14 protein-coding genes are annotated in these 16,992 nt (G+C 54.0%); 3 read left to right on the forward strand and 11 right to left on the reverse strand.

All coding sequences use genetic code 11. From position 1 onward, the window contains the following. Window positions 1-71 precede the first annotated feature (71 nt). The 11 genes from kdsB to serC form a co-directional block, all read right to left on the reverse strand. Window positions 72-818, reverse strand: a complete 747-nt coding sequence (kdsB, locus tag ABLV17_RS02005; protein ID WP_045375627.1) for a 3-deoxy-manno-octulosonate cytidylyltransferase — start codon at window positions 816-818, stop codon at window positions 72-74. Next, window positions 815-997, reverse strand: a complete 183-nt coding sequence (ycaR, locus tag ABLV17_RS02010) for a protein YcaR (protein ID WP_042892909.1) — start codon at window positions 995-997, stop codon at window positions 815-817. Before ycaR ends, kdsB begins: the two co-directional genes overlap by 4 nt. A gap of 62 nt (window positions 998-1,059) precedes the next feature. Beyond that, window positions 1,060-2,289 carry a winged helix-turn-helix domain-containing protein gene (locus ABLV17_RS02015; RefSeq protein ID WP_308959148.1) on the reverse strand — a complete coding sequence of 410 codons (1,230 nt, stop codon included), beginning with the start codon at window positions 2,287-2,289 and terminating at the stop codon, window positions 1,060-1,062. Window positions 2,290-2,343: 54 nt separating this feature from the next. Further along, window positions 2,344-3,324, reverse strand: coding sequence for a tetraacyldisaccharide 4'-kinase (gene lpxK / locus ABLV17_RS02020; protein WP_113374287.1), 981 nt, complete (start codon window positions 3,322-3,324; stop codon window positions 2,344-2,346). Continuing rightward, complete coding sequence (gene msbA, locus ABLV17_RS02025; protein ID WP_032707692.1) at window positions 3,321-5,069, reverse strand: lipid A ABC transporter ATP-binding protein/permease MsbA; 1,749 nt, start codon at window positions 5,067-5,069, stop codon at window positions 3,321-3,323. Before msbA ends, lpxK begins: the two co-directional genes overlap by 4 nt. Before the next feature lie 36 nt (window positions 5,070-5,105). Beyond that, the gene (locus tag ABLV17_RS02030; RefSeq protein ID WP_308958815.1) at window positions 5,106-7,370 is read right to left on the reverse strand and encodes a ComEC family protein; all 2,265 of its coding nucleotides are present in this window, start codon (window positions 7,368-7,370) and stop codon (window positions 5,106-5,108) included. 205 nt (window positions 7,371-7,575) lie between these two features. Continuing rightward, window positions 7,576-7,863 (reverse strand): integration host factor subunit beta, encoded by a 288-nt coding sequence (gene ihfB / locus ABLV17_RS02035; protein WP_004100704.1) that lies wholly within the window; start codon window positions 7,861-7,863, stop codon window positions 7,576-7,578. A 150-nt stretch (window positions 7,864-8,013) separates the two neighbouring features. After that, entirely contained in the window at window positions 8,014-9,687 is a 1,674-nt protein-coding gene (rpsA, locus tag ABLV17_RS02040) for a 30S ribosomal protein S1 (protein WP_015367470.1), read from the reverse strand. A gap of 137 nt (window positions 9,688-9,824) precedes the next feature. After that, window positions 9,825-10,508: a (d)CMP kinase gene (gene cmk / locus ABLV17_RS02045; RefSeq protein ID WP_045375636.1), complete on the reverse strand. Its 684-nt coding sequence runs from the start codon at window positions 10,506-10,508 to the stop codon at window positions 9,825-9,827. Between the two features lie 193 nt (window positions 10,509-10,701). Continuing rightward, entirely contained in the window at window positions 10,702-11,985 is a 1,284-nt protein-coding gene (gene aroA, locus ABLV17_RS02050) for a 3-phosphoshikimate 1-carboxyvinyltransferase (protein WP_308958816.1), read from the reverse strand. A 73-nt stretch (window positions 11,986-12,058) separates the two neighbouring features. Then, window positions 12,059-13,147 carry a 3-phosphoserine/phosphohydroxythreonine transaminase gene (gene serC / locus ABLV17_RS02055; protein ID WP_087858151.1) on the reverse strand — a complete coding sequence of 363 codons (1,089 nt, stop codon included), beginning with the start codon at window positions 13,145-13,147 and terminating at the stop codon, window positions 12,059-12,061. A gap of 447 nt (window positions 13,148-13,594) precedes the next feature. On the opposite strand from serC, the gene ABLV17_RS02060 reads away from it, so the two are divergent. The 3 genes from ABLV17_RS02060 to focA all read left to right on the forward strand — a co-directional run bounded on the left by ABLV17_RS02060 (window position 13,595) and on the right by focA (window position 16,958). Beyond that, a complete protein-coding gene (locus tag ABLV17_RS02060) occupies window positions 13,595-13,822 on the forward strand; it encodes a hypothetical protein (protein ID WP_015367475.1) in 228 nt (75 codons plus the stop codon). A gap of 137 nt (window positions 13,823-13,959) precedes the next feature. Then, a complete protein-coding gene (ycaO, locus tag ABLV17_RS02065; RefSeq protein ID WP_348854062.1) occupies window positions 13,960-15,720 on the forward strand; it encodes a 30S ribosomal protein S12 methylthiotransferase accessory factor YcaO in 1,761 nt (586 codons plus the stop codon). A gap of 380 nt (window positions 15,721-16,100) precedes the next feature. After that, window positions 16,101-16,958: a formate transporter FocA gene (gene focA / locus ABLV17_RS02070; protein ID WP_015367477.1), complete on the forward strand. Its 858-nt coding sequence runs from the start codon at window positions 16,101-16,103 to the stop codon at window positions 16,956-16,958. The last annotated feature ends 34 nt before the right edge of the window (window positions 16,959-16,992 follow it).

The following is a 16,992-nucleotide window of genomic DNA, read 5'->3' on the forward strand; positions in this document are numbered from 1 at the left end:
GCGGATAAGATCAAAAATGGGCTAATTAGCGGCAGAAATATGTCCCCTCCAGGCGAAGGGGACGGTAAGGATTAACGCAATTCGGCGCGGACACGCTCCAGATCTTCCGGCGTATCAACGCCGGTGCCAGGAACCACTTCCGCCACCGCGACGTGGATTTTTTCGCCATACCACAGTACGCGCAGCTGTTCGAGCATCTCAATTTGCTCAAGCGGGCTTGGCGCCCAGCTAACGTAACGACGAATAAAACCAGCGCGATAACCGTAAATACCAATATGGCGTAGCAGGGAATCGCCAATTTCTTCGCGCGATTTTGCAAAACGATCGCGATCCCACGGAATAGTCGCGCGAGAAAAATAGAGCGCGTAGCCGTCGGCATCCATGACCACTTTGACCGCATTCGGGTTAAATGCTTCTTCGGCATCGTGGATAGGTACCGCCAACGTTGCCATCCCGCTGGTGCTGGCCGCGAGGTTTTCCGCCACCTGTCGCACGATCGCCGACGGGATCATCGGTTCATCACCCTGAATATTGACGATGATGGTGTCATCGCTGAAAGCGCATTTTTCAACGACTTCCGCCAGACGTTCGGTGCCGGATTGATGGTCCGCGCGGGTCATGCAAACCTCGCCGCCCGCGGCTTCAACCGCACGCGCGACATCTTCATGATCGGTGGCGACGATAATGCGATCCGCGCCAGATTCGCGGGCGCGCTCCAGCACGTGGACTATCATCGGTTTACCGTTGATATCCTGCAGAGGTTTTCCCGGCAGACGCGTGGAGGCAAAACGAGCAGGAATAATGACGACGAAACTCATGGCTGGCTCTCTTCTACCGCGAGTGAGCGCGCTTCGTTTTCAAGTAGTACCGGGATGCCTTCGCGCAGCGGGAAGGCCAGGCTGTCGGCTTTGCAGATAAGCTCTTGCTTATCCTGGCTGTAGTACAGCTTACCGTTGCAAACCGGGCAGGCGATAATTTCAAGTAAACGGTGATCCATGATTCCTCCTGATGGACCGAATAGATTTGGCAGCAGCATATCACAGGATGGTCGCCCGCGTATCACGCGGCATCAACGCCCCAACCTTGCCGCTGGTTAGCAAATAGCGTCGCGGGTAACTGGCGCAGCACAACCTCTTCTGCACCTTGCCAGCGCGCAAAATCATTAATTGCCCGCTGGAGCCCGCTTTCCAGCCCGGCAGTCACTTTCACGCCCTCTTCCAGCCACAGCGAAAAGATCTCCAGCATGCCTCCCTTACGGTGCAACTTGCTGTCCATCCTGCCAACCAGTTTGCCCTGATGCAGCAACGGTAGCACAAAGTAGCCATATTGCCGTTTCGGCGCCGGGGTATAGCATTCCAGCCGATAGCTGAAGTTGAATAACTGCTCGGCGCGTTTACGGTCCCACACCACCGGGTCAAACGGCGAGAGCACGGCGCTGTGGCTGGCGGTTAACTTCCCGCCGGGTGCCGATTCCAGCACAGCTTGCAGATCGCGATGCAGCCACATTTCACCCAGTTCCTCAACTATGACCGGCGTCACCAGCCCCTCATCCTGCCAGCCCTTCAGCAGCGCCGGTAATGCAGGCTGGCGTAGGCGATAATAATCGGCCAGCCACTGTGGGCGAAAAATGCCGAGGCTGCGCGCGCTGTTGCGCAGCATAATGGACTCGGCCTCCAGGCGGGAGAGCGCGTCGCGCTCATCATCCCAGTGCGGCATTGCCCGATGTGTTAAATCATAGACGCGATGAAAGTTACGCCGCTCAACGACCATCAGTTTGCCGGCGGTGAACAACCCTTCAAGATGACGTTTATGCGGTTTCCATTCCCACCAGCCGCTGGCGCCTTTACGCGGATGGGAAAAATCCGCCGAGCGAACCGGGCCATTTTGCGCGATATGCGCCAGCAACTCTTCTATGCTGGCGGCATGTTCGTGCATCCACTCTTTATGGTATTTCCAGCCCATCTTGTCGGGATTCAACATCCGATGGCGTACGAGGGCGAAATCGCTGCGCGGCAAAAAACAGGCCTCATGAGCCCAGTATTCCATCAGTTCGCCGCTACGCAGAGAATCATCCAGCCAGTGCTGCGGATAGCTGCCAAGACGGCTAAACAGCACCAGATAAGGGCTACGGGCGACCACGTTGATCGTATCGATTTGCAGCAGCGACATCTGCTGGATGGTGGAAAGGATGTCAGTCTGGCGTGCGCGACGCCGGGGCTTTTTCAGTAACCCTTGCGCCGCGAGATGAAGATGGCGAGCTTCTTTTAGCGACAGTTGCAATACCGACATGCAAGTTCTCCGTAGGGGATTCAAGCACAGCGGCGAGCAAAACCAGTACGCAGGCTAACGTTGCGCCAGCGTCACTAAGTCCGCGAGCAACCGCTGTGCGCGATCATCGGTCATTATGGCGTCAACCGGCAGATACCACCAGTTAGCGGCGGCGAATTCACGACATTTCACCGCGTCTTTCTCGGTCATCAACAGCGTCTGTCCCGAGGTTGCCAGTGCGGCGACTGCGCTTTGACTCAGCGCCTGATGATCCGCCAGCGCTACGGTTTTCACCGGCCGTACGCCGCAGCTTTCAAGCGTCGCGAAAAAGCGCGGCGGATGGCCAATACCGGCCATCGCCACTACGTTGTCGAGGGTCGCAACATCGCGACGCTCGCCGGTAAGCAGGTTCACCGCCATGCCGGGACGCAACTGCATCGGGATTTCCCCCGGGCGCGAGACGCCGCCGTTGACGATAACGGCATCGACGCTTTTCAGGCGGGATGCGCGCTCGCGCATCGGCCCGGCCGGCAACCACCAACCGTTGCCAAAACGGCGTACACCGTCTATCACGACGATTTCTTTATCCCGCGCCAGCTTGTAGTGCTGTAGACCATCATCGGTGACGATAATTTGCAAATCGTGAGCGGCTAATAAGGCTTTTACCGCCTCGCTACGCAGTGGAGCAACCGCCACCGGCGCGCCGGTGCGTTGATGAATTAACACCGGCTCATCCCCCGCCTGCGCGGTGCTGGTTACATTATCCAGCAACAGCGGGTAGCGGTCGGCTTTGCCGCCGTAGCCGCGAGACACCACGCCGACGCGAATGCCTCGCTGCTGCAGTTGCTCCACCAGCCATACTACCACCGGCGTTTTACCGTTGCCGCCGGCGGTCAGATTACCGACCACGACGACCGGCACCGGCGCGCGCCAGGCTTTTTTCCACCCTAGCCTATAGCTAAGACGAATGAAAGCGCTCACCAGGCCATACAGCCAGGAGAGCGGCAGCAATAGCCGCCATAGCGGCGATTCGCCGGACCAGATGCGCGCTATCATTGACCGAATTGCATCTTGTGTAGCTGCGCGTAAACGCCTTTATGTTCCAGCAGATCAAGATGGCTGCCGCGTTCAACGATACGACCATCTTCCACTACCACAATTTCGTCAGCCTGTTCGATAGTCGACAGACGGTGGGCGATAACCAGCGAGGTACGGTTTTTCTGCAGTTCATCCAGCGCCGCCTGAATCGCACGTTCCGACTCGGTATCCAGCGCCGAGGTGGCTTCATCGAGGATCAGGATAGGGCTGTTGCGCAGCAGCGCGCGCGCAATAGCGATACGCTGACGTTGACCGCCGGAGAGCATCACGCCATTCTCGCCGATAATCGTGTCCAGTCCATTATCCATCTTGTTGATAAAGTCCATCGCATAGGCCATACGCGCCGCTTCTTCAATTTGCTCGCGGGTGTACTCTTCGGTACGCGCATAGGCGATGTTATTGGCGACGGTGTCATTGAAAAGGTGCACGTTCTGCGAAACCAGCGCCACCTGATCGCGCAGGGAGCTCAGTTTGTACTCGCGCAAATCGTGGCCATCCAGCAGAATCTGCCCCTCGTCGACGTCGTAGAACCGGGTAATCAGGCTGGCAATGGTGGATTTACCTGAGCCTGAACGCCCTACCAGCGCAACGGTTTTCCCTTCCGGGATGCTCAAATTGATGTTACGCAGCGCGGCAACTTCGCGGCCTGGATAGCTAAAGGTGACGTTGTGGAACTCCAGGTTACCTTTGGCGCGCTCAATCACGCGAGTGCCTTCGTCTTTCTCCTGTTCGGAATCCAGAATGGAGAAAAGCGTCTGACATGCGGCCATACCGCGCTGGAACTGCGCGTTGACGTTAGTCAGGGATTTCAGCGGGCGCATCAGCGCGATCATCGACGAAAAGACCACGGTGATGGTACCGGCAGTCAGGGTTTCCATGACGCTTGGGAAGCTCGCCGCGTAGAGCACAAAGGCCAGCGCCAAAGAGGCAATCAGCTGAATGACCGGGTCGGAAATGGAGGACGCGGAGACCATTTTCATCCCCTGCAGACGCATCTTATTACTGACCTTGTCAAAACGCTTGGTTTCAACGGCCTGGCCGCCGAACATCAGCACTTCTTTATGCCCTTTAAGCATCTGTTCCGCGCTGGTGGTCACCTGGCCCATGGTGTTCTGCATATTCTTACTGATATTACGAAAACGCTTCGAAACCACCCGAATCGCGACTGAGACGATAGGCGCCAGCACGATAAGAATGAGCGACAGTTGCCAGCTGTAATAGAACATCATGGCGAACAGGCCAATAATTGAGGCCCCTTCACGCACTACGGTTATCAACGCGCTGGAGGAAGATGAAGCAACCTGTTCGGAGTCGTAGGTGATACGCGACAGCAACGTCCCGGTGGACTGTTTGTCGAAGAAGGCGACGGGCATGCCCATCATATGACCGAACAGGCGGCGACGCATCGTCATTACCACTTTGCCGGAAACCCAGGAGATACAGTAGCTCGATATATAGCTACTGATGCCGCGAAGCACCATCAAACCGATCACCACCAGCGGCATCCATAACAGCACTGAGCGATCCGTTTTACCAAAACCATCATCCAATAACGGTTTAAGAAGCGATAACATGAAGGTATCACTTGCCGCGTTAAGCACCAACGCCACGGCCGCTACGATTAGCCCGGCTTTAAACGGCGCTATCATCGGCCAAAGTCGGCGGAAGGTCTGCCACGTGGAGAGATCTTTATCGTTCTGCATTCAATAAACCAGCTTATGTTGAAATAGCCGCATATTCTACCCGTTCTGCGCGTCCCCGCCAAACCACTGATGATACCAACGAGGTAAAAGTTGATCTCGTAAGCTATGGATTTGCCAACCATCTGGAGAAAAAACAATCGTTATTTGCCCCGAGTGCGGTGTATCAAACCACTGATACCCTTGCTCACGATAACGCTGCTCGACTTTACTGGAAGGCATCTTCCATGCATTGTAACGCGCTGCCGAGGCGATAGCCGCCTCTCCTCCTACCCTCTGCAGCAACGTCAGACCAGATGAGGTATTGCTGCCGTGGTGCGGGACCTGAATAAGTGTAGACACAAGATGCTGCCAGTAATGGCTTATCATCCGCTGTTCGGCCGGGATTTCGATATCGCCGGTAAGTAAAACGCTACGCTTGCCGTCATCGACCCTAACTACACAGGAACCATTGTTCCCTTTATGTTCACCCGTCGGCAATGGCCAAAGTGCCTGAAATCGGAGCCCTCGCCAGCGCCAGGTTACCCCTCTGCGACAGGGTAGATGCCCGCGCGCGTTAAGCGGACTACGAATCACGAGATTTGGCCACGCCTGAATAATCGCATTCAGGCCACCGCGATGATCAAGATGCTCGTGGCTCAATATTACGCCTTCCGGGTGGAGGCCGCGCCAGCGTAACCAGGGTACGATAAGCCGCTGGCCACTATCTCCTCCCGGCCAGGCAGGACCGGTATCGTAGAGCATTGCCGCCCCCTGACGCTCGATGACCACCGCCAGCCCTTGGCCGACATCCAACATCGTCACCCGCCACTCGTCCGGTGAAGCGGTGCGCCAGAAGGGCCAACTAAGGAGCGCCACGCCGCTAATACAGAGTAACGGCATCTGACGCCAGGCCTGAAAACGCCATACCAGGAGCGCCAGCCACGGCAGTAAACTGACCGCCAACCAGCGTTCGTCGAGCGATACCCATCCCGCAGGCAAATGGCGTAAGAACCAGAATAATATTGCCAGCAACCGATCGGCGAGTTGCCATAACGCCATTTCAAGCAACGCCGGACCGCTAAGATGCAGTAGCATGGCCGCTAAAATCAGCGGGACTATTAGAAATGTCACCAGCGGAACGGCAACCAGGTTAGCTATCAATGAAGTCAGGCTAATACCATGAAAAAGGGCTATCTGCAGCGGCGCAAGCAGTAACATCAGGCCGCATTGTAGGTGGCTTAGCGCCAGCAGCTGCCGCCACGGTGAACGACAGCGGTGCCGGCAAAGCGGCGCGAGCTGATACCAGAAAATCAACGCAGCAACCGCAAACACGGATAACCACAGGCTTTCTGAAATCATCGCCAGTGGATCGGCCAGCAGTATTGCCGCAATACAACAGCAAAATATTTGCCAGGGCGACCAGCGCCTGGCCTGTAGCCGCAACAGACATCCTGCGGTTAAGGCCGCACAGGTACGAAGCGCCGGGGGTTGCATGCCGGTAAGCCAGGCGTAAAACAGCGCGCAACTTAACCCGACAAGCAGCGGTATCCGCCAACCTATCCAGCGGCACGGAAGAAAGAACTGTATTCCGCGAACCAGCAACCAGCCAAGTGACGCCCCCAGCGCAATATGCAGGCCGGAGATAGCCATTAAATGGGACGTTCCCGTCTCCTGCATTAACTTTTTTATCTCATCCGCAACCGCGAGGCGCTCCCCCATTCCCAGCCCGAGCATAACCGTTCTCCATGGATACTCAGCGAGTGCGCGGTTCAACGAGGCCAGATAGCGGGCCCGGGAGCTACAACGTGAATCAAGCGATGAGGCATTTAGAAAACGTCCGCTAAGCGGACGATGCTGCGCAAGGGCGTAACGCTGGCTATCAAAGCCGCCCTCATTTAGCTGCCCATGTACCGGACGGGCGCGGATGGTCATCAGCCAGCGCTGCCCAACGCAGCCTGCTTCAGGCAGTTCGCCGCCGTAGAGGGTAATCCCAACCGCGGGATATAAACGCCGCCCCTCAAGACGGATTATCTTACCTTGCCAGCTCGTCAGGCCATCACCGCCTACCAGCTCAATAACGGCCTGCCGGCTGCGACCGGGAATATGCTCAGTGGGCCACAGCGCTTGCCGGGCATGTAATATTCCCCACGCGAACAACAGCAACGTCAATGCGGCATACGTTGTGTAAGGTTTGCGCAGCGTGGTAATAATTAGCGCAGCGCCAATAAGACACCAAACGCTTAACATATTCGGTAGCGCCGGTAGCCAAAGCAGCGGCGAGATTCCGATTATGGCGCAGCCTGCCAGATGTGGTAATCGCATAACTCCTCCCTGTTATCGGGGAGTGTCAGACAATTCGCCGCCGTGGTCATATTGAAAAGAATGGCGTTGCGTCGCGCTGTCCGGGAAATATTGTCTCTTGCTTTCAGATGACAAAAATTTTGCGAGCGGACACGGAAAACGGGCATAAAAAAAGCACCCTCAGGTGCTTTTTTATTAAGTAAGTCTTTGCCTGATGCGGTAAAACTTACTCTTCGTAAATATTGGCGCGGTCGCGTAGTTCTTTCCCAGGCTTAAAGTGCGGAACGTACTTACCTTCCAGTTCCACTTTATCGCCAGTCTTCGGGTTACGCCCGGTGCGAGGTGCTCGATAGTGCAGAGAGAAGCTGCCGAAACCGCGGATTTCAATGCGCTCACCTTGAGCAAGCGTTGAGGCCATATGTTCCAGCATTTCTTTAACAGCATCTTCCACCGCTTTCGCCGGGATATGAGATTGCTGGCTGGCAAGTCTTTCTATCAATTCTGACTTGGTCATTTTTCCTCCGGTTTCCTTCAAGGCAAAGTTAGCTTACAGCTTAAACAAGGGCGGCCGTAGCCGCCCTTTGTGCTTGATTACAGGACGAATCCTGCAATCTGTCAAGTAAACTCGTCATTATTCAGACCGTTGTGGCCTGAATAACTAAGATTACTCGCCTTTAGCTGCTTTGAAAGCTTCAGCCATTGCGTTGTTAGAGAAGTTTGCATCTTCCTGTTTGTTAACAGTTGCGATTGCATCTTTCTCGTCAGCTTCGTCTTTCGCACGAACAGACAGGCTGATTGCGCGGTTTTTACGATCAACGCCGGTGAATTTAGCTTCAACTTCGTCGCCAACGCTCAGAACCAGAGTTGCATCTTCAACGCGGTCACGGGATGCTTCAGAAGCACGCAGGTAACCTTCAACGCCGTCAGCCAGTTCTACGGTTGCGCCTTTAGCGTCAACTGCAGTTACTTTACCGGTTACGATAGCGCCTTTCTTGTTCAGAGCAACGTAGTTGTTGAACGGATCTTCCGCCAGCTGTTTAACGCCCAGGGAGATACGCTCACGTTCTGCGTCAACCTGCAGTACAACTGCAGCGATTTCGTCGCCTTTTTTGTATTCACGAACTGCTTCTTCGCCTGCAACGTTCCAGGAGATGTCAGACAGGTGAACCAGGCCGTCGATGCCGCCGTCCAGGCCGATGAAGATACCGAAGTCAGTGATAGACTTGATTTTACCTTCAACACGGTCGCCCTTGTTGTGGGTTTCCGCGAACTGCTGCCATGGGTTAGATTTGCACTGCTTCAGACCCAGGGAGATACGACGACGTTCTTCGTCGATATCCAGAACCATAACTTCCACTACATCGCCAACGTTAACAACTTTGGACGGGTGGATGTTTTTGTTGGTCCAATCCATTTCGGAAACGTGAACCAGGCCTTCAACGCCTTCTTCGATTTCAACGAAGCAGCCGTAGTCGGTCAGGTTGGTCACGCGACCGGTCAGTTTGGTACCTTCCGGATAACGCTTAGCGATAGCTACCCACGGATCTTCGCCCAGCTGTTTCAGGCCCAGAGATACACGGGTACGCTCGCGGTCGAACTTCAGCACTTTAACAGTGATTTCGTCGCCAACGTTTACGATTTCGCTCGGATGCTTAACGCGTTTCCAGGCCATATCGGTGATGTGCAGCAGGCCGTCAACGCCGCCCAGATCAACGAATGCACCGTAGTCAGTGAGGTTCTTAACGATACCTTTGACTTCCATGCCTTCCTGCAGGTTTTCCAGCAGCTGATCGCGCTCTGCGCTGTTTTCGGATTCGATAACGGCACGACGAGAAACAACGACGTTGTTACGTTTCTGGTCCAGCTTGATGACTTTGAATTCAAGCTCTTTGCCTTCCAGGTGCAGCGTGTCGCGCACCGGACGAACGTCTACCAGGGAGCCCGGCAGGAACGCACGAATACCATTCAGCTCAACAGTGAAGCCACCTTTAACTTTGCCGTTGATAACACCGACTACAGTTTCAGCGTCTTCGTAAGCTTTTTCCAGCGTGATCCAAGCTTCGTGACGTTTAGCTTTCTCACGGGACAGCAGGGTTTCACCGAAGCCGTCTTCTACTGCATCCAGAGCAACGTCAACTTCGTCACCAACCTGGATTTCCAGCTCGCCCTGGGCGTTTTTGAACTGCTCAGCCGGGATGGCGGACTCAGATTTCAGACCAGCGTCAACCAGTACGATATCTTTGTCGATAGCAACAACAACACCACGAACGATGGAACCCGGGCGGGTTTCGATTTCTTTTAAGGATTCTTCAAATAGTTGAGCAAAAGATTCAGTCATGTTTAATCTTCAGGTTTCATATTTAACGTCCACCTGGCTCCGTGCCGGATGGGGTTGTTTAACATACCCGCTAACACTCCGTTGCTGCGGGGGTACTGCTATAATTCGGAGGCTCGCAACGCTTTACCGGTTAACGGCTAAGCGACAGCCAGTTTTTCGCGCGCATATTGTAGCGCTTTTTCAATTACTTGCTCAATGCTTAGTTCGGTGGAATCAAGAACTAAAGCATCAGCGGCCGGGATAAGCGGCGCCACGGCGCGATTACGGTCGCGATCGTCACGCTCTTTTATCTCGGACAAAAGACGTTCAAAGTTAACACTAAAACCCTTTTCCTGCAACTGTAGCAGGCGGCGCTGCGCACGTTCTTCCGCCGACGCATCGAGGAAAATTTTAACCGGCGCATCGGGGAAAACGACGGTGCCCATATCGCGGCCGTCGGCAATCAGGCCAGGCAGTTCGCGAAAGGCGCGTTGACGGCGCAGCAGCGCTTCGCGCACCCGCGGGAAGGCAGCGACTTTCGAGGCGGTATTGGCCACTTCCTGGGTACGGATCTCCGCACTGACATCCTCACCTTCCAGCACCACTTCCAGATTGCCGTCCGTAGAAATAAAACGTACATCGAGATGGGCTGCCAGCGGAACCAGCGCCTCTTCTGACTCGACGTCAACGTGATGATGTAAGGCCGCCAGCGCCAAAACGCGATAGATGGCGCCGGAATCAAGCAGATGCCAGCCAAGCGCTTCCGCCATTGCCTTGCACAACGTGCCCTTACCCGCACCGCCAGGTCCATCAATGGTGATTACCGGAACATTTGCCGTCATCTTTTTCTCCTTTAGCAAGGCGCATGAATATAAACGCCGCGCATTATACGCATCAATGCGCCAGAAAGTGAGCCTTGCGTGCAAATTACGGAATAGTTGAAATTAAATGTAGAAGAATTGCGCAATTATAGCGGGCTGGCAGAATACCAGCCCGCAAGATGACAAAGCTTTACCTTATCGGACGAGACAGAATTTACGCCAGGGTACTAATTCGCGCCAGCTGCTCGAAATAGTCCGGGAACGTTTTCGCCGTGCATTTTGGGTCAAGGATAGTGACCGGCGTCGCCGACAATGCCACCAGCGAGAAACACATCGCCATGCGGTGATCGTTGTAGGTGCCGATTTCAGCGAATTTCAGCGTCGCAGGCGGCGTAATGCGAATATAGTCTTCGCCCTCTTCCACTTCGGCGCCGACTTTACGCAGTTCAGTTGCCATCGCGAACAGGCGGTCGGTCTCTTTCACCCGCCAGTTATAAATATTGCGCAGCACCGTGGTGCCTTTCGCAAACAACGCCGCGGTAGCAATGGTCATGGCCGCATCCGGAATATGGTTCATATCCATATCAACGGCATTCAACTCACCGCGGGTACAGGCGATAAAATCGTCGCCCCAGACAACCGTCGCGCCCATTTTTTCCAGCACGTCGGCAAAGCGAATGTCGCCTTGTACGCTATTGCGACCAATACCGGTCACTTTTACCGTCCCGCCCTTGATAGCGCCGGCAGCGAGGAAATAAGAGGCTGAAGAGGCATCGCCCTCCACCAGGTAATCGCCCGGCGACTGATACTGTTGCCCGCCGCGCACGACAAAGCGCTGATAGTTGTGGTTTTCAACGTCAACGCCGAAGGTTTTCATCAGGTGCAGCGTGATATCGATATAAGGTTTAGATACCAGCTCGCCTTTAATCGCAATCGTCGTGTCCTGCGGCGCCAGCGGAGCAGTCATCAGTAAAGCGGTAAGGAACTGGCTGGAGACGCTGCCATCGACTTCTACCTGGCCGCCGTTGAAACCACCGCGCAGGCGCAGGGGCGGATAGTTTTCCTGCTCCAGATACTCAATCTGCGCGCCCCCCTGGCGTAACGCCTCGACCAGGTGGCCTATCGGCCGCTCTTTCATCCGCGGTTCGCCGGTCAGCACAATATCGTTGTGGCCGAGACACAACGCCGCCGCCAGCGGGCGCATCGCCGTACCGGCATTCCCGAGGAACAACTCCAGCGCGCCGCTGGCCTGTAACGGGCCGCCGTTGCCGGTGACTTCACAACGAGTGCGGTCGGCGGACAGGGTGTAGTGAACTCCCAGGGCGTTAAGCGCATTAAGCATATGGCGAACATCATCGCTGTCCAGCAAATTGGTCAGCACGGTGGTGCCGTGGGCTAATGCCGCCAGCAGCAAAGCGCGGTTAGAAACACTTTTTGACCCGGGCAGGTTTACGGTGCCATCAACGCGCGCAATGGGTTGTAACGTCAGGGATTCCATGGAACTCAACTCTCAAAAAACAGAATAAAAACCCCGCAGACCAGCCGCGGGGATGAAAATAAGCGCTCAGCAATTAGCCGCGGCGACGTTCGAAGTCCTGCATGAAGTCGGTGAGCGCCTTGACGCCGGCCAGCGGCATCGCATTGTAAATAGAAGCACGCATACCGCCTACCACGCGATGGCCCTTCAGCGCATGCAAACCGGCCGCAAAAGACTCTTCGAGGAACAGTTTATCCAGCGCGCTATCCGCCAGCTGGAACGGCACGTTCATCCGCGAGCGGTTAGCAGCGGCTACATCGTTACGATAAAAATCGCTGTTATCAATCACGCCATACAGCAGATCCGCTTTTTGACGGTTGATTTTATCCATCGCGGCCACGCCGCCCTGCTCTTTCAGCCATTTGAATACCAGCCCCGCCAGATACCAGGCGAAGGTCGGCGGCGTGTTGAACATTGAATCATTGGCGTTCAGCACGGTGTAATCAAGAATCGATGGGCAGGCGATGCTGGCTTTACCCAGCAGGTCTTCACGCACGATAACCAGCGTCAACCCTGCCGGGCCGATATTCTTCTGCGCGCCAGCGTAAATCACGCCATAGCGGCTGACGTCGATTTCATGGGACAGAATACTGGAGGAGTAATCCGCGGTGACGACGACATCTTCGTTAAAATTCGGCGTTTCGTGGATAGCAATACCATCGATGGTTTCATTTGGGCAGAAGTGCAGATAGGCTGCGCCCGGCGTCAACTGCCATTCGCTCATCGGCTTAACGGCCCGCAGGCCATCAACGGTGGTTTTCGCATCGATAACGTTAGGCGTGCAGTATTTTTGCGCTTCTTTCACCGCACTTGCCGCCCAGTAACCAGCGTCCACATAATCTGCTGTCGTTTTATCACCCAGCAGATTTAACGGGATCCCGGCAAACTGACCGCGACCGCCACCATGACAGAACAACACTTTATAGTTGGAAGGGATATTGAGCAGATCGCGGAAATCCTGTTCTGCCGTTTCAGCCACCTGGATAAACTCCTTACCACGGTGGCTGATTTCCATTACCGACGTCCCCAGACCGTGCCAGTCGCACAGCTCCTGTTGCGCCAGTTTGAGAACCTCTGCCGGCAGCATTGCCGGGCCCGAACTAAAGTTATAGACCTGAGCCATTTCCCCTCACCACGTTGCTATATTGTCTGCACGCGAACCGTCGCGGGCATAAGTTATTCCTGTGGCTATCGGTTTTATCATTCAGTGACACACACCGCAACGAGTAAAACTAAGCGGCCCATAAACGAGGCCATCGTCACACAAAAGAATCAACCAGCTTGACGTCATTAAACCGACATAATTGCTGCAAGAGAATCGCTTTTAGCCTGCGTTCCGTCACCCATTCCGGATTTGGACCCACGGCATAAATAGTTATCCACTACATTCACAGGTAACGATCTCGCCATAGCGCAATCCGTCAACTCATTTAATACTTGAATATTATCTTAATTCTTCATGAATTATGTTTCCGCGAGAGCATGGCCATTTACCGCCGCATTCCCCGATCATTAAAATTTTTAAACCAGCCGATGAAGACTGGTATTAATCACTTTTAAAGGAATATTTATGCGTGAATTAACCTATAACGAAATGTCTGATGTGAGCGGCGGCTTTGGCCTGTTATCCATTCCGGCGGCAATTGGTTTGCTGGTCAGCATCCCGACAATTGTCATCGGCGCGATTACCGGGCCCTTTACGCTGGGTGCAGGCTTCGCAGTGATGGCGGCAGGCATCGTCGGTACCAGTCTTGCCGGCGCCGCGATGATCGTTAGCATTTGTACGCCTATCCTGTAACTTGCTATGGCATGTGGAGTTTCTCCGCATGCCATTTACCGCTCTTCTCTTTTTATCCATTGCCGCGGCTAACGACATAGCCACTTACCGGTAAAACCCGTATCATTGCCCATCCTGCCAACAATAAACGAATTGCTATGACCCAGACATTTATCCCCGGCAAAGATGCCGCCCTGGAAGATTCCATGGCTCGCTTCCAGCAGAAACTGCTCGACCTCGGATTTGATATCGAAGAGGCCTCGTGGCTGAACCCGGTACCACACGTGTGGTCCGTTCACATTCGCGATAAAGAGTGTGCGCTGTGCTTTACCAATGGTAAAGGCGCAACTAAAAAGGCGGCGCTGGCTTCCGCGCTGGGCGAATATTTCGAACGTCTGTCTACCAACTACTTCTTCGCGGATTTCTGGTTAGGCGATACCATCGCCAATGGTCCATTCGTTCATTATCCGAACGAAAAGTGGTTTCCACTGACCGAGGACGATGAAGTACCAGAAGGCCTGCTGGATGCCCGCCTGCGCGCCTTTTACGATCCGGACGATCAGTTGACCGCCAGCATGCTCGTGGATCTGCAATCCGGTAACGACGAGCGCGGCGTTTGCGGCCTGCCGTTTACCCGTCAATCAGACGGCGAAACCGTCTATATTCCGATGAACATCGTCGGCAACTTGTACGTCTCCAACGGCATGTCAGCCGGTAATACCGCAAATGAAGCGCGCGTGCAGGGCTTGTCTGAAGTCTTTGAGCGTCATATTAAAAACCGCATCATCGCAGAAAGCATCAGCCTGCCGGAGATCCCGGCTGAAGTAATGGCGCGCTATCCGGGCGTCGTTGAATCTATCGCCAAACTCGAAGCCGAAGGTTTTCCGATCTTCGCCTACGATGGCTCCCTTGGTGGTAAATACCCGGTTATCTGCGTGGTTCTGTTTAACCCGGCTAACGGTACCTGCTTCGCCTCTTTCGGCGCCCATCCGGATTTCGGCGTGGCGCTGGAGCGTACCGTTACCGAACTACTACAGGGCCGCAGCCTGAAAGACCTCGACGTCTTTACCCCGCCGACCTTTGATGACGAAGAAGTTGCCGAGCATGCCAACCTGGAAACTCACTTCATTGATTCCAGCGGCCTGATCTCCTGGGATATGTTTAAACAGGATGCCGACTATCCGTTCGTGGACTGGAATTTCTCCGGCACAACTGAAGAAGAGTTCGCCACCCTGATGGCTATCTTCAAAGCTGAAGATAAAGAAGTCTATATCGCCGACTACGAACATCTAAGCGTCTACGCCTGCCGGATCATCGTTCCGGGGATGTCAGATATTTATCCAGCGGAAGACCTGTGGCTCGCCAATAACAGCATGGGCGCGCACCTGCGTAGCACCATTCTCTCCCTGCCGGGTAGCGAGTGGGAAAAAGAAGATTATCTGGCGCTCATCGAACAGATGGACGATGAAGGCCTTGATGATTTCACACGCGTCCGCGAGCTGTTAGGCCTGGCAACCGGCAAAGACAACGGCTGGTATACCCTGCGCATCGGCGAACTGAAAGCAATGCTGGCGTTGGCCGGCGGCGATCTGGATCAGGCGCTGATTTGGACGGAGTGGACCATGGAATTCAATGCCTCCATCTTCAGCCCTGAGCGCGCCAACTATTATCGCTGCTTGCAAACGCTGCTGCTGCTTAGTCAGGAAGAAGAACGCCAGCCGCTGCAGTATCTGAATGCCTTCATCCGTATGTATGGCGCAGATGCGGTAGAAGCCGCGAGCGCCGCGCTGAGCGGCGAAGCGCCGTTCTATGGCCTTCAGGCGGTCGATAACGATCTGCGCGCTTTCCCGGCGCATCAGTCTTTACTGAAAGCCTACGAAAAGCTACAGCGTGCCAAAGCGGCCTTCTGGGCCAAATAATCCTTTAGGGGTAAAAAATAATGTACGGAGCCGCCAGCGGCTCCGTTTTCTTATGATTTGTGGCAAAACCACGCCATTTTGTAGGAGCAAAGTTAAATATACGTAAAAATCAAACTTTGGTGATATTTAGATTGTTAATTTTAATAAAAATACTCCATTTTAATTAACCGTAATCAATGGTCACCCATGGAAATTTTCAACATTATTTGCAAATATTAAAATTTAGTTTTTCCTTTAAAATCAAAATCATAAGTCAATAACAAGCTAATTCCACACGCAAAATGGGCCTATGACTCCGGTAGGATATGATCTACATCAAATTCCCTTCTATAATGCTTTGTTAGTATCACACCGCCAACTTATATAAAGAGAGAGTTAGTGTGAAAGCTGACAACCCTTTTGATCTTTTACTCCCTGCCGCGATGGCGAAAGTCGCCGAAGAAGCAGGTGTCTATAAAGCGACGAAACATCCGCTGAAGACGTTTTATCTGGCGATTACCGCAGGTGTCTTCATCTCCATCGCTTTTGTGTTTTATATCACGGCGACCACCGGTACTGCCGCAATGCCTTTCGGGATTGCCAAACTTATCGGCGGGGTATGCTTCTCACTAGGTCTGATTCTTTGCGTCATCTGCGGTGCTGACCTTTTCACCTCGACCGTACTGATTGTCGTGGCGAAAGCCAGTGGACGTATTACCTGGGGTCAGCTGGCAAAAAACTGGCTTAACGTCTATGTTGGAAACCTGATCGGCGCGCTGCTGTTTGTACTGTTAATGTGGTTATCCGGCGAATATATGACTGCCAACGGCGGCTGGGGCTTAAATGTTCTGCAAACTGCAGACCACAAAATGCACCACACGTTTATTGAAGCCGTCTGCCTGGGTATCCTGGCTAACCTGATGGTATGTCTGGCCGTCTGGATGAGCTACTCCGGCCGCAGCCTGATGGACAAAGCGATGATTATGGTGTTGCCGGTTGCGATGTTTGTCGCCAGCGGCTTTGAACACAGCATCGCGAATATGTTTATGATCCCGATGGGTATCGTAATTCGCAACTTTGCGAGCCCGGAATTCTGGACCGCTATCGGTTCAACTCCGGAGAGTTTTTCTCACTTAACCGTTATGAACTTTATCACTGATAACCTGATTCCAGTCACTATCGGAAACATCATCGGCGGTGGTTTGTTGGTTGGGTTGACGTACTGGGTCATTTACCTGCGTGGCGACGATCATCACTAATGGTTGTCTCAGGCAGTAAATAAAAAATCCACTT

Source organism: Klebsiella sp. CN_Kp091 (assembly GCF_040065095.1).
In the GTDB taxonomy this organism is placed as follows: Bacteria; Pseudomonadota; Gammaproteobacteria; order Enterobacterales; family Enterobacteriaceae; genus Klebsiella; species Klebsiella aerogenes.